The sequence below is a fragment of the Acidiphilium sp. PA genome (assembly GCF_026191915.1).
In the GTDB taxonomy this organism is placed as follows: Bacteria; Pseudomonadota; Alphaproteobacteria; order Acetobacterales; family Acetobacteraceae; genus Acidiphilium.
Map to the genome: position 1 here is coordinate 90,401 of NZ_JAIMBY010000010.1, position 17,207 is coordinate 107,607.

At 66.1% G+C, this 17,207-nt stretch carries 17 protein-coding genes; 6 read left to right on the forward strand and 11 right to left on the reverse strand.

The features are described 5' to 3' along the window. Positions 1-528 precede the first annotated feature (528 nt). Entirely contained in the window at positions 529-1,248 is a 720-nt protein-coding gene (locus tag AruPA_RS13035) for a hypothetical protein (protein ID WP_265637139.1), read from the forward strand. 65 nt (positions 1,249-1,313) lie between these two features. On the opposite strand, the gene AruPA_RS13040 is transcribed toward AruPA_RS13035, so the two are convergent. The 11 genes from AruPA_RS13040 to AruPA_RS13090 form a co-directional block, all read right to left on the reverse strand. Further along, the gene (locus AruPA_RS13040) at positions 1,314-1,937 is read right to left on the reverse strand and encodes a DedA family protein (RefSeq protein WP_265637140.1); all 624 of its coding nucleotides are present in this window, start codon (positions 1,935-1,937) and stop codon (positions 1,314-1,316) included. Then, on the reverse strand, positions 1,934-2,866 hold the full coding sequence (cysK, locus tag AruPA_RS13045; RefSeq protein ID WP_265637142.1) for a cysteine synthase A: 933 nt from the start codon (positions 2,864-2,866) through the stop codon (positions 1,934-1,936). The genes AruPA_RS13040 and cysK overlap by 4 nt, the downstream gene beginning before the upstream one ends. A gap of 98 nt (positions 2,867-2,964) precedes the next feature. After that, entirely contained in the window at positions 2,965-3,984 is a 1,020-nt protein-coding gene (gene ilvC, locus AruPA_RS13050; RefSeq protein ID WP_265637143.1) for a ketol-acid reductoisomerase, read from the reverse strand. A 148-nt stretch (positions 3,985-4,132) separates the two neighbouring features. Beyond that, a complete protein-coding gene (gene rseP / locus AruPA_RS13055; RefSeq protein ID WP_265637144.1) occupies positions 4,133-5,221 on the reverse strand; it encodes an RIP metalloprotease RseP in 1,089 nt (362 codons plus the stop codon). Positions 5,222-5,241: 20 nt separating this feature from the next. Next, positions 5,242-6,417: a 1-deoxy-D-xylulose-5-phosphate reductoisomerase gene (gene dxr, locus AruPA_RS13060; protein ID WP_265637145.1), complete on the reverse strand. Its 1,176-nt coding sequence runs from the start codon at positions 6,415-6,417 to the stop codon at positions 5,242-5,244. Beyond that, positions 6,408-7,100: a phosphatidate cytidylyltransferase gene (locus AruPA_RS13065; RefSeq protein WP_265637146.1), complete on the reverse strand. Its 693-nt coding sequence runs from the start codon at positions 7,098-7,100 to the stop codon at positions 6,408-6,410. The genes dxr and AruPA_RS13065 overlap by 10 nt, the downstream gene beginning before the upstream one ends. Then, positions 7,097-7,855 (reverse strand): polyprenyl diphosphate synthase, encoded by a 759-nt coding sequence (gene uppS, locus AruPA_RS13070; RefSeq protein ID WP_265637147.1) that lies wholly within the window; start codon positions 7,853-7,855, stop codon positions 7,097-7,099. The genes AruPA_RS13065 and uppS overlap by 4 nt, the downstream gene beginning before the upstream one ends. A gap of 8 nt (positions 7,856-7,863) precedes the next feature. Next, the gene (gene frr / locus AruPA_RS13075) at positions 7,864-8,430 is read right to left on the reverse strand and encodes a ribosome recycling factor (protein ID WP_265637148.1); all 567 of its coding nucleotides are present in this window, start codon (positions 8,428-8,430) and stop codon (positions 7,864-7,866) included. 10 nt (positions 8,431-8,440) lie between these two features. After that, positions 8,441-9,181 carry a UMP kinase gene (gene pyrH / locus AruPA_RS13080; RefSeq protein ID WP_265637149.1) on the reverse strand — a complete coding sequence of 247 codons (741 nt, stop codon included), beginning with the start codon at positions 9,179-9,181 and terminating at the stop codon, positions 8,441-8,443. Between the two features lie 9 nt (positions 9,182-9,190). Then, on the reverse strand, positions 9,191-10,087 hold the full coding sequence (locus AruPA_RS13085; protein WP_265637150.1) for a D-amino-acid transaminase: 897 nt from the start codon (positions 10,085-10,087) through the stop codon (positions 9,191-9,193). After that, complete coding sequence (locus AruPA_RS13090; RefSeq protein WP_265637151.1) at positions 10,084-10,524, reverse strand: hypothetical protein; 441 nt, start codon at positions 10,522-10,524, stop codon at positions 10,084-10,086. The genes AruPA_RS13085 and AruPA_RS13090 overlap by 4 nt, the downstream gene beginning before the upstream one ends. Positions 10,525-10,879: 355 nt before the next feature. Between AruPA_RS13090 and ykgO the strand changes: the two genes are divergently transcribed. The 5 genes from ykgO to AruPA_RS13115 all read left to right on the forward strand — a co-directional run bounded on the left by ykgO (position 10,880) and on the right by AruPA_RS13115 (position 17,199). Then, a complete protein-coding gene (ykgO, locus tag AruPA_RS13095) occupies positions 10,880-11,005 on the forward strand; it encodes a type B 50S ribosomal protein L36 (RefSeq protein ID WP_076454557.1) in 126 nt (41 codons plus the stop codon). A gap of 201 nt (positions 11,006-11,206) precedes the next feature. Then, a complete protein-coding gene (locus tag AruPA_RS13100; RefSeq protein WP_265637152.1) occupies positions 11,207-12,670 on the forward strand; it encodes an FAD-linked oxidase C-terminal domain-containing protein in 1,464 nt (487 codons plus the stop codon). Positions 12,671-12,677: 7 nt separating this feature from the next. Further along, entirely contained in the window at positions 12,678-13,856 is a 1,179-nt protein-coding gene (locus AruPA_RS13105) for an FAD-binding protein (RefSeq protein WP_265637153.1), read from the forward strand. A gap of 12 nt (positions 13,857-13,868) precedes the next feature. Further along, positions 13,869-15,239, forward strand: coding sequence for a glycolate oxidase subunit GlcF (gene glcF, locus AruPA_RS13110; RefSeq protein ID WP_265637154.1), 1,371 nt, complete (start codon positions 13,869-13,871; stop codon positions 15,237-15,239). Between the two features lie 64 nt (positions 15,240-15,303). Beyond that, a complete protein-coding gene (locus AruPA_RS13115) occupies positions 15,304-17,199 on the forward strand; it encodes a hypothetical protein (RefSeq protein WP_265637155.1) in 1,896 nt (631 codons plus the stop codon). Positions 17,200-17,207 lie beyond the last annotated feature (8 nt).

Consider the following 17,207-nt stretch of genomic DNA (forward strand, 5'->3'; position numbering starts at 1 on the left):
TGCGATTCCGACCCGAGACTGTAACCCCAAAGTAGGTTCATCCGTTTTGGCCAAAGCTAACCGGCCGGCGAAGGTCCGCTCCAGCCCGGCCACGCCCGAAATCCGACAATCGCCCTTCCACCAAACCGTAACATACCGTGCCGCAGAACTTGTAAAATCCGCGATACTCAAGCGACCGTCCCGGTAGCGTGGCATGTCCCTGTCGCGCATCTTTGTTGGGCATCGCCTCTACCGCGCGACCTGAAGTGCGGCAGCAAGTGGAGCAACCATTTGTTCTGAGTCTTCCATCCATCGCATGATCTGATGATGTCTGCCGCCGTGCGTGCATCGGCGATTGCGCGGTCGCAAAACTGGGTATCTCCTAACACCCAGCACCCGAACCTCCCCCAACCGCCCGCCGCTGACCCCACCACACCCGCTCAACGAACAAAAGTTTTTTGCTTCTTTTTTACAAAAAGGAAGCGCTTGCTTTCCCTTGCCTAACTTTTCCCTTTCTCACCCCCCACCGCTCATGGTCTAACCCTACCCATGATCGCAAACGCGCCGTTCATGCCTGCCGACCCGACCGAGCGCTTCACGGTGATCTTCCGTGCCCTGCAGCGCTCCGTCGCCGACAACGGCTACCGCCTCAAAATCCACGGCCCGCTCATCGTCCTGATCTGGAACTACCTCGCCCGCCAGATCGCCCGCTTCGCCCGCATCGCATCCCGCCCACCACAATCCCCCCGCACCCGCACCCGCGCTCCCAGACCGGTCGAGCGCGAACCCGCCACCCCCAAACCCAAACCACCCCTCACGCTCCCCCGCGGCTTCGCCTGGCTGATCCGCCTGCTGCCCAACGGCCCCGCCACCGTCGTCGCCGGTGCCGCCGCCCGCGCCGATCTCCAGCTTTTCATGGAAGACCCCATCGTGCTGGACCTGCTGGCCACCCACCCCAGCCTCGGCCGCATCCTCCGCCCCCTCCACACCATGCTCGGCCTGCGTCCCCCCCAAATCATCAAACGCCCCAGAAAACCCCGGAGCGCACCCACCAACCCCGCCACCCCCCGCCCCAAACGCCCCCGCCCCAAGCGCCAGCCCGACTTCATGGCCCAATACAAAGTCAACCCCGACGGCAGCATCGACTTCACCCCCGAACAACTCCGCGACATCCTCGGCCCACCCCCACCACCCGTGCCCCCCTGGCACCACCCCTTCGTGCCCTCGTTCGATGCCAAAAAAATGTGGCGCAAAGGCCCACGGGGCTGACGCACGCCTAATTCGTTACGATATCGCAACAAATTGGGCGCAATTCAGCGTCACAACGCCCAAATCTAGGCCGAACGCTGCGCCCGCCCGCGCCAGATCCGCACCCCATACCACACGATCAGCACCGCCAGCACCGCAACCGTTGCAATCGTGAAATCATGCATCACCGCATGCAGCCGCTTGTTGGTCTCCCACGCCTTGCCAAGCCGAAACCCGACATAGGCAAGCACGAGGCACCACGGCAGCGACCCGATGAACGTATAGGCCTGAAACTTCCAGAAATTCATCCGCGCCATGCCGGCCGGCAGCGCGATATACGTCCGCACCACCGGCAGCATCCGGCTGACCAGCACGGTCACCGACCCATAACGCCCAAAAAACCCCTCAACCCGGGTCAGTTCCGCCTCATCGAGCAGAACATACCGCCCGAACCGCTCCACCAGCGGCCGCCCGCCGGCATAACCCACCGCATAAGCGACCGTGGAGCCAATATTGCAGCCCAGCGCGCCGACAATCGCGACCAGCCACAAATCGAACCGCCCGGTCGAGACCAGATAACCCGCAAACGGCAAAATCACTTCGGACGGCAGTGGAATACATGCCGATTCCAGCGCCATCAGCACCGCGATACCGGCGTACCCCAACGAAGAAATCGTCGCGATAACGAAATGCGCGAGCGCGGCGATCAATCCGTCAATCCCGCGAACAGCGGCGTCGACAGATACCGCTCCCCATAGGACGCAATGATCGCAACGATCAATTTACCGGCCGACTCCGGGCGCTTCGCCACCTCGATCGCGGCCCACAGCGCCGCGCCCGAGGAAATCCCCACCATCAGCCCCTCTTCGCGCGCCGCCCGCCTTGCCATGCCGATCGCATCTTCATTGGTGACCCGGATGATCTCGTCATAAATCTCGGTATTCAGAATCTCCGGCACGAACCCCGCGCCCAGCCCCTGAATGCCATGCGGCCCTTTTTCGCCCCCCGAAAGCACCGGTGAGGCATCCGGCTCGACCGCAACACAGCGGAACCCGGGCTTGTGCGCCTTCATGAACTCGCCCACCCCCGTCATCGTCCCGCCGGTGCCGACCCCTGCGATCAGAATATCCGCCGTGCCATCGGTATCGCGCCAGATCTCCTCGGCGGTCGTCCGCTTATGGACCGCCGGGTTGGCCCGGTTGGTGAATTGCTGCGGCATGAAATAATGCGGCCCGGACGCAACAATCGCCTCCGCCCGCTTGATCGACCCGGAAATCCCCTCCGCCCCCGGCGTCAGCACCAGCTCGGCGCCATACCCGCGCAGCACCGCACGGCGCTCCTTGCTCACGGAATCCGGCATCGTGATGATGCACTTATAACCCTTCGCCGCGCACACCATGGCCAGCGCAATGCCGGTATTGCCCGATGTCGGCTCGACGATAATGCTGTGCTGATCGATCAGCCCCTCACGCTCCGCCGCCTCGATCATCGCCACGCCGATCCGGTCCTTGACCGAATTGGCCGGATTGAAAAACTCGAGCTTCGCGACGATGGCACCCGGCAGCCCGGCCGCCAGCCGGTTGATGCGAACCAGCGGCGTATTGCCGACCAGTTCGGTGGCGTCCTTGGCGATCTTCATCGGTGGTCCTCCCTGACGCAAGAAAGTAAGCGGTCCTTTTTTGTAAAAAAGGACCAAAAAACTTTTATTCGCTCTGGCGCCGCCGATCGGGTGGCCGCTCAGTTCCTGGATTTATCGACCAGCGCGCCCTGCTTGATCCACGGCATCATCGCGCGCAGCGTCTCGCCGACCTGCTCGATCGGGTGCGCCGCATTGGCCCGGCGCATCGCCTTGAAATTGGTCTGGTTGACCCGGTTCTCCAACATCCAGTCGCGGGTGAAACGGCCCTTCTGGATATCGTCGAGCACGCGCTTCATCTCCGCCTTGGTCTCGGCGGTCACCATGCGCGGGCCGGTGACGTATTCACCATACTCGGCGGTGTTGCTGATCGAGTAGTTCATGTTGGCGATACCGCCCTCATAGATCAGATCGACGATCAGCTTGACCTCGTGCAGACACTCGAAATACGCCATCTCGGGCGCATACCCCGCCTCGGTCAGCGTCTCGAACCCGGCCTTGATCAACTCGACCAGACCACCGCACAGCACCGCCTGCTCGCCGAACAGATCGGTCTCGCATTCCTCGCGGAAGCTGGTCTCGATGATCCCGGCCCGCCCGCCGCCGATCGCGCTGGCATAGGATAGCGCGATATCGAGCGCATTGCCGGACGGGTCCTGCGCCACCGCGACCAGGCACGGCACGCCGCCGCCCCGCAGATATTCCGACCGCACGGTATGACCCGGGCCCTTCGGCGCGATCATGAACACATCGATGTCGGCGCGCGGCTCGATCAGGTTGAAATGAATGTTCAGCCCGTGCGCGAACGCAATCGCCGCACCCGGCTTGAGATTCCTGGCAAGACTGTCGCGATAGAGATCGCCCTGGCCTTCATCGGGCGTCAAAATCATCACCACATCCGCCCAGGCCGCCGCCTCGTCCGGCGCCATCACCTTGAGCCCCGCCGCCTCGGCCTTGGCAATCGCGGTCGAGCCCGGCCGCAGCGCAACGGCCAGATCCTTCAGGCCGGACTCCTTGAGGTTGAGCGCATGGGCATGGCCCTGGCTGCCATAACCGACGATCGCGACCTTCTTGGATTTGATCAGGTTCACATCGGCATCGCTATCGTAATAGACACGCATATCGAGACTCCCTTGGGCGTTCGTGACTGGTTTCGGGGGATCGCATGAGGGAAAACGCGACGATTGGCAACCGTGTTCCGGTAATACTGAGCCATGCAGCGCGCGGGATACGGAATATTATTACGCCCCTCGCCGCAGCGCGCCGCCGCTATCCCAGCAGATGCGAGACGAAATGAAACAGCCCGACATGCGCAAGGTCATGCACGGTCACGAAGATGATCAGCGACGCCAGCAGCGCCGCGCCGATCTGCAGGCCGATCTCCTGCGCCTTGCGCGGCAGCGCGCGGCCATACAGACCCTCGGCAGCGTAGAACAGCAGATGCCCGCCATCGAGAATCGGGATCGGCACCAGATTGATCAGACCGAGATTGACCGAGAGCAACGCAATGAACGAGGCGAAATCGGCCAGCCCGAGCGAGGCGGCCTGACCCGAAATCTGCGCGATGCGGATCGGCCCGCCGAGATTTTTCACGCCCTTCTGGTGCGCCACCAGATTCCACAGCCCATCGAGCGTCGCGGCGGCCGCGGCATAGGTTTCGAAGGCCCCCGCCCGGATCGCTTCCGGCGGCGCGAGCCGGCGGAGTTTGACATCGGCCCCCATGATGCCGAGTTCACCCAGCCGCCGGCCATCGACCATGTGCGACGCGGTGGTCAGGTTGGCCCCCCTGGCGATACCGTCATGGGTGTAGGTGATCGCGATGCGATCATCCGGGCGGGTGCTGATCAGTTTTTCGATATCCTCGAAACTCTTCACCTTCCGCCCATCGATGCTGGTGATGCGATCCCCCTTGGCGATGCCGATCGCCGCAGCCGGCGTGTTGGGCATCACCTGGCTGACCACCGGCAGCACGGTCGGCGCACCGGCGGTCGCGAATATGACGGTGAACAGCACGAAGGCGAGCAGCATGTTCGCCGCCGGCCCGGCCGCGACAATCGCCGCGCGCGCGGCGAGCGATTTGGTGCGGAAACTATCGGGCGCCACCTCGCCGCTGGTCTCGCCGCCAAGCTCGGCCCAGCCTTTCATGCGCACATAGCCGCCCAGCGGAATCGCGGCGATCTTCCACACGGTGCCGTGCCGGTCGGTGCGCGAGAGCAGCGCCGGGCCGAAGCCGAGCGAAAAGGTCTCGATCGCCACCCCCCGCCAGCGTGCGACCAGGTAATGCCCCAGTTCGTGCACCGTGACGAGAATGCCGAGCACAACGATGAAGGCGGCCAGCGAGCGGATGAGGTCGATCATGCCTCCGCTATATAGGATGTTCAGGCCGCGCGGGAGGCTGTTTTGGCGCCGAGTTCCGATTCCGTGATGGCGCGGGCCTCGGCGTCGAGCGCGAGCACCGCCGCAAGGTCGGCAATCGGCGGCGCGCCGAGCCGCTGCATCACGGTCTCGACGATGGCGGCGATGTCGAGAAAGCCGATCCGCTTGGCCAGGAACGCCGCCACGGCGATCTCATTCGCCGCGTTCAGCACGGTCGATGCGCCCTGCCCGGCCTGCAGCGCCTCGCGCGCAAGGCGCAGCGCGGGGAAGCGGGCGGTATCGGGTGTCGCGAAATCGAGCCGCGCCACTGCCGCAAGGTCGAGCCGGGGCGAAGCTGTCGCGATCCGGGCCGGCCAGGCCAGCGTGTGCGCGATCGGGATGCGCATGTCCGGCGCGCCCATCTGCGCCAGCACCGAGCCATCGCGGTAGCAGACCATGCCGTGAATCACCGATTGCGGATGGATCAGCACCTCGATTTCGTCCACGCCGAGGTCGAAAATCCGCGCCGCCTCGATCACTTCGAGCCCCTTGTTGAACAGGGTCGCGGAATCGATGCTGATTTTCGCCCCCATCGACCAGACCGGATGTTTCAGCGCGCGTTCGGGCGTCGCCTCGCGCATCTCGGCCAGCGACGCATCGCGGAACGGACCGCCGGATGCCGTAAGGATGATTTTTTCGAGCGCATGGAGGTTGCCATCGGCGAGGGATTGGAAAATCGCATTATGCTCGGAATCGACCGGCAGCAGCGTCGCCCCGGCCTGCGCGATCGCGCGCAGAAACACATCGCCCGCCGAAACCAGCGCCTCCTTGTTGGCGAGCGCGATGGCGCGGCCGTTGGCGGTGGCCGCCAGCGTCGGCTCCAGCCCGGCGGTGCCGGTGATCGCGGCCATGGTCCAATCCGTCGCCCGCGCCGCCGCGCCGATCACCGCATCCCGCCCGGCGGCGATGCGGATATTGGTGCCGGACAACGCATCGCGCAGCGCGGGGAAGGCCGATTCATTGGCGATCACCGCCACATCCGGCCGCAGCGCGCGCGCCTGCTCGGCCAGCAGCATCGCGTTGCTGCCCGCGATCAGCGCGTTGACCCGGTAGGCATCCGGCGTTTCCAGCAACAGATCGATCGTCTGGGTGCCGACGCTGCCGGTGGAACCGAGGATCGAAATGGTTTTCACCGCCATAGCGGAAGTCCTCCTTGGGCGAGCAGAGCGAGCAGGGCGGCAAGCGGGGCAGCGGCCAGAATCCCGTCGAGCCGGTCGAACAGGCCACCATGGCCGGGAATCGTGTTGCCGGAATCCTTGACCCCGAGATGGCGTTTCAGCGCGCTCTCGCCGAGGTCGCCAAGCTGGGACACCACCGAAATGGCTGCCGCCGGCAACAGGCCGAGCGGCCCGCCCGCAAAGATCATGCCGGCAAGCATCCCGATCGCCAGACCACCGATCGCGCCGCTGACCGTCTTGCCCGGCGAAATCGCCGGCGCCAGCTTGCGCCCGCCGATCAGCCGGCCCACGATATAGGCGCCGATATCGGTCATCCAGACCACCAGCAGCAGGAACAGCACGTCATCGAGCCCGACATCCGGCCGGTTGCGCAGCCAGAGCAGGGCAAGACCGGGCAGCGCGGCATAGGCGAGACCGGCCACCAGAAAACGGTCGCGCGTGCGCGGGGCCTCGAAATGGCTCAGGGCGCGCCATTCGCGCAGCAGGCCGATGAAAAACACCGCAATCAGCGCATCCCAGACCAGGCCGCCCAGAATAAGCCCGAGCAAGGCGACCGGAATGAGCACGGCGGCCGAGGCGGTGCGAATCCCAAGATCCTGAAACCGGGCCCGGCGGGTTTTCGGGGGGGCCAGCTTCGCGCTCATTTCACGGGCGCTGAAGCCGTGGGCGGCGCGGCCGCGGCGGGGCGGGCACCGAACCGGCGTTCACGGCGGGCGTATTCCGCAATCGCGCTGGCGAGATTGGCGGCACCGAAATCGGGCCACAGCGCGTCATCGAAAATCAGCTCGGCATAGGCGGCCTGCCAGAGCAGGAAGTTCGATAACCGCTGCTCACCGCTGGTGCGGATCACCAGATCGGGGTCGGGCATGCCGGCGGTCGCGAGATGCGCGGTGAAATTATCCTCATCGAGCAAGGCGGGGTCGAGCGTGCCGGCCTCGGCCGCGCGCGCGATCCGCCGCGCGGCGGCGACGATTTCAGCCCGCGCGCCATAGGACAGCGCGATCACCAGGTTCAGGCGCTCATTGCCCGCGGTGCGCGTCTCGGCGGCGGCGAGTTCGGCCTCGAGCGCCGGGCCGAACCGATCCCGCTCGCCGATCACCCGCAACCGCACCCCGGCCTCGGCCAGTTCGTTGAGCTCGGAGCGCAGATAGTGCCGCAGCAGGAACGTGAGGTCGGTGACCTCCTCGGCCGGGCGACGCCAGTTTTCCGATGAGAACGCAAACAGCGTCAGCCACCGCACGTTATGCTCGATCGCCGCCTCGATGGTGCGGCGCACGGCGCGCACCCCCTCCCGATGGCCGGCGGCACGCGGCAGGCCCCGGCGCGCGGCCCAGCGACCATTGCCGTCCATGATGATGGCAATGTGGCGCGGGGTGAGCGGCGGGTTCTGGCTGGTCATCGGTGTCGTCAGACCTGACGGATATCCTTGTCTTTTTCAACCAGCAATTCATCGATCCGCTTGATCATCGCATCGGTCAGCTTCTGCACGGCGTCCGACCAGTCGCGCATCTGATCCTCGCCGATCTCGCCCTTCTTTTCCAGGCTTTTGATGGTCTCCATCCCGTCGCGCCGCACGCCACGCACCGCGATGCGGGCACTTTCGGCATATTTGCCGGCCGCCTTGGCAAGCTCGTTGCGACGCTCCTCGGTCAGGATCGGCAGGGGAACCCGGATCATCTGGCCATCCGGCTGCGGATTGAGGCCGAGGCCGCAATCGCGGATGGCGGCGACCGTGGCGTTGACCATCGAGCGATCCCACACCTGCACCGTCAGCATCCGCGATTCCGGTACCGCGATGGTCGCAACCTGGTTGAGCGGCATCATCGTGCCGTAAGCCTCGACCTTGACCGGTTCGAGCAACGCCGGATTGGCGCGCCCGGTACGCAGGCCGGAAAAATCGCGTTTCAGCGTTTCCATCGCGCCATCCATCCGGCGTGACAGATCGGCGGAAATACTCTCAAGATCGCTGGGCATGGCGGCCATCCTAATGCTGTTCCACGATACGGGTGAATTTACCCTCGCCGCGCATCACCGCGGCAAAGGCGCCCGGCGCGCGGATGTTGAAGACGATGATCGGCAGATCGTTCTCACGCGCAATGCTGATCGCGGCGGCATCCATCACCGTCAGATCGCGCGACAGAACCTCGAGATACGATAATTCCTGATACCGCTCGGCATCCGCCACCTTGCGCGGATCGGCGGAATAGACCCCATCGACCTGGGTGCCCTTCAGCAACGCGTCGCATTTCATTTCGGTGGCGCGCAGGGCCGCCGCGGTGTCGGTGGTGAAAAACGGGTTGCCGGTCCCGGCCGCGAAAATCACCACCCGGCCCTTCTCCATGTGCCGCTCGGCGCGGCGGCGGATATAGGGTTCGCACACCGCCGCCATCGGGATCGCCGATTGCACCCGCGTCGGCACACCGCATTTCTCCAGCGCGGATTGCATGGCGAGCGCATTCATGACGGTGGCGAGCATGCCGATGTAATCGGCCTGGGCACGGTCCATGCCGCCGGCAGCGCCGGAAATGCCGCGGAAAATATTGCCGCCGCCAATCACCAGGCAAACCTCCGCGCGGGTGGCCACGACATCGGCCACATCCTGCGCGATCGCCGCCACGGTTTCGGTGTCGAGCCCGTAATCGCGCTTGCCCATCAGGGCTTCGCCCGAGATTTTCAGCAGGACGCGGCGGTAATGCGGCTTGGGTTGGGCTTCATGATCGGTCATGGGGGCGTTTCATCCGATTCCTGGGGCGGACGCAAGGCGGGACGCCTGATTATGCCCAACCCCGTCCGCATGGCGGGCGAACAGGCCGAACAAGCGCCTGGTGATCGGGCCCGGCGCGCCGTCACCCACCGCCACGCCATCCACCCGCACGATCGGTTTGACGTAGGACGTCGCACTGGTCAGGAACACCTCCCGCGCGGCACGGAACTCCGCCTCGGTCAGGCCCCGCTCCTCGAACGCGATCGCATGCTCCGCCAGCAGCGCCGACAACGCCGCCCTGGTGCAGCCCGGCAGGATGTGATCGTCGAGCTGGCGGGTACGCAGCACGCCGTGCGCATCCACCGCCCAGACCGTGGTCGACGATCCCTCGGTCACCCCGCCCGACCCGTCGATCAGAATCGCCTCATAGGTACCCGCCTCGCGTGCCTTCTGCTTGGCGAGGCAGTTCGGCAGCAGATTGACCGTCTTGATGTCGCACCGGCCCCAGCGAATGTCCGGCACCGTGATCGCCGTGCCCGCCCAGGCGTCGATATCGCGCGGAAACGCGGCGCCGTGCCGGGCCGTGACCACCAGCGCCGGCGCGATGCCCTTGGGAAACGCATGATCCCGCCGGGCGACGCCGCGCGTGATCTGCATATAGACAATGCCCTCGCTCACCCGGTTGCGGCGCACCACCTCACGCAGAACCACCAGCAAGGCGGCATCGTTCATCGGCGGCGCGATCGCAACCTCACGCAACGACCGCGCCAGACGGCTCAGATGCAACTCGGTATCGACGAACCGGCCCTCATGGATATGAATGACCTCGTAAATCCCGTCGCCGAACTGATAACCGCGATCCTCGATGCTGACCGCCGCCTCGTTGTGCGGCACATACCGCCCGTTCACATACGCAACCCGGCTCATGACTTGTTCACCCGCATGATCGTCGCCGTCGGCTGGCTGTCGCGAATGCCCAGAAACGCAATGCCGAATAACGCCGCCAGAATACCGATCACGATCACCATCAGCCGCAACCGATACGATACCAATACACTCGCCGCCTGCGCATCAACCCGCAACAGCCCGGCCGCCCGCGCCATGCCGGCACGGTCCGGCGCCAGACCCGCCAGCACCCGCTGACCACTGACCCCCAGCAACGGCCTGGTCGCCACCAACGCCGCCCGCATCGCCCCCGCATCGCCCGAAGCCGCCGCCTGCGCGATCGCCGCCTCGACCATCACACCCCGCACCCCCGGAATCGGCGCCGCATAGGTCGCAAATACCCCGATCAAGGTCACCATCAGAAACGCCGTCAACATCATGCCGATCCGCTGGCCCGAAACCCGCTCACGCGCCGCCATACCATCACCCCTCCACAAACGCCCAATCCATGCGACCCGGTACGCATGGCGTCAATGCGGGGGGACTTGGGTCAAGCAAGGCGGGGGGCTTTGCCCCCTCGACCCCCACTAAGGGCTTAGCCCTTAGAACCCGCTAGTTTTAGGCAAGGGGAGGGCGCTGCCTCGCACTTATCGCGTGTCTGGCCTGGACAGCCCTCCCCTTGCCTAAAACTAATGGATTTTAAAGGCTCCGCCTTTAACGGGGTCCAGGGGCAGAGCCCCTGGCCTTCCTTGCCTCAAGCGCCACCGGGTTGACAGAATGGTGCCGGGTTTCCATAAGCCGGGCAACCCGAGTGAGCAGTTTGAGATAGACATCATGAAAATTCGTAATTCGCTTCGTTCCGCCAAGGCCCGCGACAAGAATTGTCGTGTGGTTCGTCGTCATGGTCGCGTGTATGTGATCAACAAGAAGAACCCGCGGATGAAGGCGCGCCAGGGCTGAATCTGGCGGCTGCCACCGGTTTGATCCGCGTGGTGTGATTCTGGGCGGTATTGCTGTGAAACGGCTGCGCGTGGGTTTTCCGTGCGTGGCTGTTTTTTGCTTGTGGCTGCGCGGGATAGTGGTATCGGCGAAAAACGGCTCGTGTCTGCTAGGCGGAATGCCCGGCTGGTGTTAGGTTCCCCTCATTAGGGGAGATCGGCCTTGATCACTTTGCCAAAACCGAAACCGGATGTGCTGGCGCGGCGCGATGCCGTGCATGAGGGATTGCGCGCGATCATGCAGGATCGTGGCGTGATCACCGATCCCGCCAGGCTGAAGCCGTACGAGACGGACGGGTTATCGGCCTATCGGCAGATGCCGCTGGCGGTGGTGTTGCCTGAAACGACCGAGCAGGTGGCCGCGGTGCTGCGGTTCTGCCATCAGAACGGGGTGCGCGTGGTGCCGCGGGGCGCGGGCACATCGCTGGCCGGCGGGGCGTTGCCGCTCGAGGATGCCGTGGTGATCGGCATGATGCGGATGAACCGGATCGTCGAGGTGAATTATCGCGACCGGTATGCGGTGGTGCAGGCGGGTGTGACCAATCTGGGCATCACCAAGGCGGTCGAGGCGGATGGATTTTTTTATGCGCCCGATCCTTCGAGCCAGTTGGCCTGCATGATCGGCGGCAATATCGGCATGAATTCGGGGGGCGCGCATTGTCTGAAATACGGCGTGACCGCGAACAACGTGCTCGGCATCAAGCTGGTGACGATCGAGGGCGAGATTCTCGAACTGGGCGGCACGCATCTGGATACCGCCGGCTATGACTGGCTGGGTATCGTGATCGGCAGCGAGGGGCAGCTCGGCATCGCGACCGAGATCACGGTGCGGATTTTGCGCGCGCCGGAGGGTACGCGCGCGATGCTGGCGGCGTTCGATGGCAACGAGGTTGCGGGTGCGTGTGTCGATGCGATCATCAGCTCGGGGATCATTCCGGTCGCGCTGGAATTCATGGACCGGCCGGCGATCCATGCGTGCGAGGCGTTCGCCCATGCCGGCTATCCGCTCGATGCCGAGGCGATGCTGATCATCGAGGTCGAGGGATCGGTGGCCGAGCAGGATTGGCTGCTGGGGCAGATCAAGGAGATTTGCGCGCGGTTCAACCCGATCAGTCTGAAAGTGTCGCAATCGGCCGAGGAATCGGCCGCGATCTGGAAGGGGCGCAAGGGTGCGTTCGGCGCGGTGGGGCGGATTTCGCCGGATTACCTGTGCATGGACGGCACGATCCCGACCAGCACCTTGCCGCTGGTGCTGCGCCGGATCGGCGAGATGAGCGCGCAGTATGGCTTGCAGGTGGCGAATATTTTCCATGCCGGCGATGGCAATCTGCATCCGCTGATCATGTTCGATGCGAACGACCCGACCAGCATGCACAAGGCCGAGGCGTTCGGTGCGGATGTGCTGCGCCTCTGCGTCGAGGTGGGCGGGTGCCTGACCGGCGAGCACGGGGTTGGGGTGGAAAAGCGGGATCTGATGAGCGTGCAGTTCACCGAAATCGAGCTGGAGGCGCAGCGGCGGGTGAAATCGGCGTTCGATCCGGAATGGTTGCTGAACACCGCGAAGGTGTTTCCGTTGCAGGCCGGCACCGCATCGGCCGGGCCCGACGCGCTGCCGCACGCGGCGTGAGGCGGCCATGATCGCGCCGGAAGACGAGGCGGGGTTCACCGCCGCGATCGATGCCGCGGTGGCCGACCGGGCGCCGCTGGCGATCGAGGGGCTGGGCAGCAAGACCGGTTTCCTGCGCGAGATGCAGACGGCGGAGACGCTGAGCACCCGCAACCATGCCGGGATTTCGCTCTATGCGCCGCAGGAGTTGATCATCAGCGCCCGCACCGGCACGACGCTCGCCGCCCTCGAGGCGAAACTGGCCGAGGGTGGGCAGCATCTGATTGCCGAGCCGCCGCATTACGCGTTTCTCGATGGGGCGGACCAGACGATCGGCGGCGTGGTCGCGGCCAATCTGTCCGGGCCGCGCCGGGTGGCCTGGGGGGCGATGCGCGATCATCTGATGGGGATGCGCGCGGTGACCGGCCGGGGCGAGGTGGTTCGTTCGGGCGGCCGGGTGTTGAAAAACGTCACCGGGCTTGATCTCTGCAAATTATTCGCCGGCTCCTACGGCACTTTGGGGGTGATGACCGAGGTGACGCTGAAGGTGCTGCCGAAGCCGCAGGCGACCGGGACGGTCGTGCTGTATGGGCTGACGCCGGAAGTGGCCTCGCGCGCGCTGGCGGTGGCTCTGGGATCGCCGTTTTCGGTCTCCGGGGCCGCGTTTCTGCCGCAGGAAGCCGCGATGGCGGTGGGATACGAGCGCGCCATCACGATCGCGCGGATCGAGGATTTTGCCGATTCGGTGACCTATCGGGTCGGCCAGCTCGGCGCACTGTGGGCGAAGTTCGGCACGGTCGAAACGCTGGAGACGGCGCAGAGCGTCGCGTTGTGGCGGGCGGTGCGCGATGCCGAGCCGCTGCCGATCCAGCCGGGCGATGCGGTGTGGCGGGTTTCGGTCCAGCCGTCGCGCGGTGCGGCGGTGCTCGACGCCGGACATGCCGCCGGGTTGTTCGGCTACCTCGATTGGGGCGGCGGGCTCGCCTTCCTGACCGGGCCGGCCACGCTGGCCGCGCACGAGGTGGTGGTGGGTGCGGCGCGGCGGGCCAAGGGCGATTGGTGGTTGCTGCGCGCACCGCCCGAACTGCGCCGGTCGATCGATGCGGTGCCGCGCGAGGCACCGGCGCTCGCGGCCATTCGCCAGCGGGTGGTCGCCTCGTTCGACCCGGCCGGCATTCTCAACCCTGGCCGCCTGTTCGCGGCCTGAAACCGGAATTCGATGCAAACCAATTTCACGCTCGATCAACTGGCCGACCCGAACATCGCGGTCGCCGATAAAATCCTGCGCTCCTGCGTGCATTGCGGCTTCTGCACCGCGACCTGCCCGACCTTCGTGACCGTGGGCGACGAGGACGACAGCCCGCGCGGGCGGATTTATCTGATCAAGGACATGCTGGAAACCGGTGCGCCCGCGAGCACGCCGGTCGCGTTTCATCTCGATCGGTGCCTGTCGTGCCTGGCGTGCATGACCACCTGCCCTTCGGGCGTCGATTACATGCATCTGATCGACTATGCGCGCGTGCGGGTCGAGGAAACCTATGAGCGGCCGGCGCATGACCGCGCCCTGCGGGCCGTGCTGGCGGCGGTTCTGCCCTATCCGGCGCGGATGCGCGCGGCCTTGCGGGCGGCATCGCTCGGGCGGTCGGTGCGCGGGATGATCGGGACGCGTGGTATGCTCGGGCAGCGCCTGCGCGCCATGCTCGACCTCGCACCCGGTGCGGTGGCGGGGCGGAGTTCGACCGAGCGGCCCGGCGTGTTCAAGGCGGCGGGTACGCGGCGCGCGCGCGTGGCCTTGCTCGCCGGCTGCGCGCAGCAGGTGATCGACCCCGGGATTCACGACGCGACGATCCGGCTGCTGACGCGCATGGGGGTCGAGGTGGTGGTGGCGAAAGGGGCGGGGTGTTGCGGCGCGCTGACGCATCATCTGGGCAAGCACGACGCGGCGCTGGCCTTCGCGCGCGCCAATGTGGCGGCCTGGACCCGCGAGATCGGCGCCGGCGGGCTCGACGCGGTGGTGACCGATACCTCGGGCTGCGGCACGGTGTTGAAGGATTACGGCTTCCTGCTGCGCGACACGCCGGAGTCCGCGGATGCGGCGCGGATCGCCGATCTGGCGGTCGATATCTCCGAATTGCTGATGCGGCTCGCGTATCAGCCGAGCCTGACGCCGCCGCCGGGATTGGTGATCGCCTATCACGCCGCGTGTTCGTTGCAGCACGGGCAGCGGGTGACCGAGGCGCCCAAGGCGTTGCTGCGGCGGGCCGGATTCACGATGGTCGAGCCGCGCGATCCGCATCTGTGCTGCGGTTCGGCGGGGACGTATAATATTCTGCAACCCGAGATGGCCGGGCGGTTGCGCGCGCGCAAACTGGACACGATCGCGCCGCTGAAGCCCGATGCGATCGTGGGCGGCAATGTCGGCTGCCTTACCCAATTGTCCGGCACCGCCATCCCGACGATCCACACCGTCGTCATGCTGGACTGGATGGCGGGCGGGCCGCGCCCGGACCGTCTGCCGAGCGATGCCGCAATCGCGGCGACGCGGCCGGCGGCCGCGCTGGCGCAGGACCCCGAGGCGACCTGGTCCTGACGGATGTGTTGCTGAAACCCGATCTGTTTTAGATTCCTTAAGATCTCGCCGCTAGATTGTTCCCATGATTGGGAGAACGATCACCGCCGGTGGCCGCGAACCGGGGGCTCCCGGGCGTTGGCATAGGGCCTGGCTCTATGGGTTGATCGCGCTGGCCGGTGCGGTGATGGCAACGGTTGCGAGCAGCCGGAATGTGCCCGCGGTGCTACGGGGCGGGTTGATCGATCCCGATAGTTTCATGCGGCTGGTGCGGATCGAACAGGGACTCCGGTCAGGGCATCTGGTAAACATGGTGCAGCGGGATGAGTCCGGCGCGCCCCTGCTGATCGAATGGTCACGCCTGTTCGATGCGATGATCGTGGCCCTCGCGGCACCGCTGGCAGAGTGGCTCGGCTGGCACCGCGCGTTGCTGATCGCCGGTGTGGCGACCGGGCCGCTCTCGGCCGGGTGGCTGAGTGCTGCGCTCGCTTTTGCCGTGGCACCGATCACCGGGGAATACGGCCGGCGCCGCCAGGGGCGCGGCTGGCTGTGGATCGTGCCGCTGGTCGGCCCGCTGCTGCCGGGCATTCGCGGCTTCGCATCCTTCGGGGTGATCCATTATCACATCGCGCAGCTCGCCGCCGTCGCGGCCACGGCGGGGTTCGCACTGCGCACCGGCATCGCCCCACCTGGAGATGGCAGGCCGGCGGCGTGGTTGAGCGGCATCGCGGGCGGTTTCGCCTTGTGGCTGATGCCGGAGACCATGCCCTTCGTGCTGCTCTCCTTCGTGGCACTCGGCTATGTGTGGCTGTTCCGGCCGATCGGGGACGACATATGCGCGCTCGGCCTTGGCTTTGCCGGAACGCTGCTGCTGGCGCTGCTGATCGATCCGCCGCACGGCGGGATTCTGACGATCGAGATCGATCGGTTGTCGATCGTGTATGCGGCGCTCGGCGGGGCGGTTGCCGCCGCAGGGATCGGTCTGGCCGCACTCGATCGGGTGTTGCCGGTCGGGGCGCGGCGCGGCGGGGCGGGTATGACCGCTGCGCTGGCCGGTTTCGGGCTCTGGCTCGCGGTGTTTCCCCGCGTCGCGCTGGGGCCGTACGCGCTGATTCCGCCGCGGGACATGGCGGTATTTTTTGGCCATATGTCAGAAACCCAGCCGGTACACGCCTTCGGCGAAGCGGCGATGCTGCTGGGGCCGGGTGGGCTCGCACTGCTCTACGGCACCCACCGCGCCTGGCGCGCGTGGCCGGACCGGATGGTCAGCGGCCTGTGGCTGGTGGTCTGTACCGGCACCGCGCTGAGCCTGGCGCTCACCGCGCGTTTCGTGATCTTTCAACAATATCCCGCAGGCTTCGCCGCCGCCCTGCTGCCCGTGGCGCTGTGCGAGGTCTCGTCCCGCTGGGCGGCCCAGCCGCGCCGGGCGGCGAGCGCGCGGATCGGCACGATCATGCTCGTTCTGCTCGCCCCCTACGCACCGAGTCTGGCCCGCGCCGCCACATCGCCCGCACCGGACAAATCACCCGCATGCCGGTTGCGCCACATCGCGCCGATGATGCGCGCCGCCGCCGGCGCCATCGTGCTGAGCCCGCCCGCCGATGTGCCGGAACTATTGTACCGAACGCGCATCATCGGCGTCGGTTCGCTGTATCAGCACGGGATCGATGGCTATCTGCGCGCCTGGCACGCCTGGCGCGCACCGGCCGCCGCGGGCGAATCCGCCGCGTTCGCCGCAAGCGGCGCCCGGTTCGTCCTGTTCTGCCCCGGTGGTCGGCATGATCCGCTGGCCGATCATGCGCAAAAGGACGCCCTATGGTCGATGCTCAGCGCGCATCAGCCGCCGCCATGGCTGACACTTGTGGCAGACGACGGCCACAACGGCTTCCGCCTGTATCGCGTCGAGGGGCCGCACCCGGGCGGTAGCGGGCGCCGGGCGCGGGCAGGCAAGGCTACGGGCGCTGCGATCCACCAGCCGTGAATCGGGTA

Bases quoted from the DNA above. Each gene is read 5' to 3' on its own strand.
- dxr (WP_265637145.1), bottom strand. From the start codon at position 6,417: ATGGCGGTGAAAACCATTTCGATCCTCGGTTCCACCGGCAGCGTCGGC.
- AruPA_RS13065 (WP_265637146.1), bottom strand. From the start codon at position 7,100: ATGAGCGCGAAGCTGGCCCCCCCGAAAACCCGCCGGGCCCGGTTTCAG.
- AruPA_RS13115 (WP_265637155.1), top strand. From the start codon at position 15,304: ATGATTGGGAGAACGATCACCGCCGGTGGCCGCGAACCGGGGGCTCCC.
- rseP (WP_265637144.1), bottom strand. From the start codon at position 5,221: ATGATCGACCTCATCCGCTCGCTGGCCGCCTTCATCGTTGTGCTCGGC.
- glcF (WP_265637154.1), top strand. From the start codon at position 13,869: ATGCAAACCAATTTCACGCTCGATCAACTGGCCGACCCGAACATCGCG.
- AruPA_RS13085 (WP_265637150.1), bottom strand. From the start codon at position 10,087: ATGAGCCGGGTTGCGTATGTGAACGGGCGGTATGTGCCGCACAACGAG.
- frr (WP_265637148.1), bottom strand. From the start codon at position 8,430: ATGCCCAGCGATCTTGAGAGTATTTCCGCCGATCTGTCACGCCGGATG.
- AruPA_RS13035 (WP_265637139.1), top strand. From the start codon at position 529: ATGATCGCAAACGCGCCGTTCATGCCTGCCGACCCGACCGAGCGCTTC.
- uppS (WP_265637147.1), bottom strand. From the start codon at position 7,855: ATGACCAGCCAGAACCCGCCGCTCACCCCGCGCCACATTGCCATCATC.
- AruPA_RS13105 (WP_265637153.1), top strand. From the start codon at position 12,678: ATGATCGCGCCGGAAGACGAGGCGGGGTTCACCGCCGCGATCGATGCC.
- ykgO (WP_076454557.1), top strand. From the start codon at position 10,880: ATGAAAATTCGTAATTCGCTTCGTTCCGCCAAGGCCCGCGACAAGAAT.
- AruPA_RS13090 (WP_265637151.1), bottom strand. From the start codon at position 10,524: ATGGCGGCGCGTGAGCGGGTTTCGGGCCAGCGGATCGGCATGATGTTG.
- pyrH (WP_265637149.1), bottom strand. From the start codon at position 9,181: ATGACCGATCATGAAGCCCAACCCAAGCCGCATTACCGCCGCGTCCTG.
- cysK (WP_265637142.1), bottom strand. From the start codon at position 2,866: ATGAAGATCGCCAAGGACGCCACCGAACTGGTCGGCAATACGCCGCTG.
- ilvC (WP_265637143.1), bottom strand. From the start codon at position 3,984: ATGCGTGTCTATTACGATAGCGATGCCGATGTGAACCTGATCAAATCC.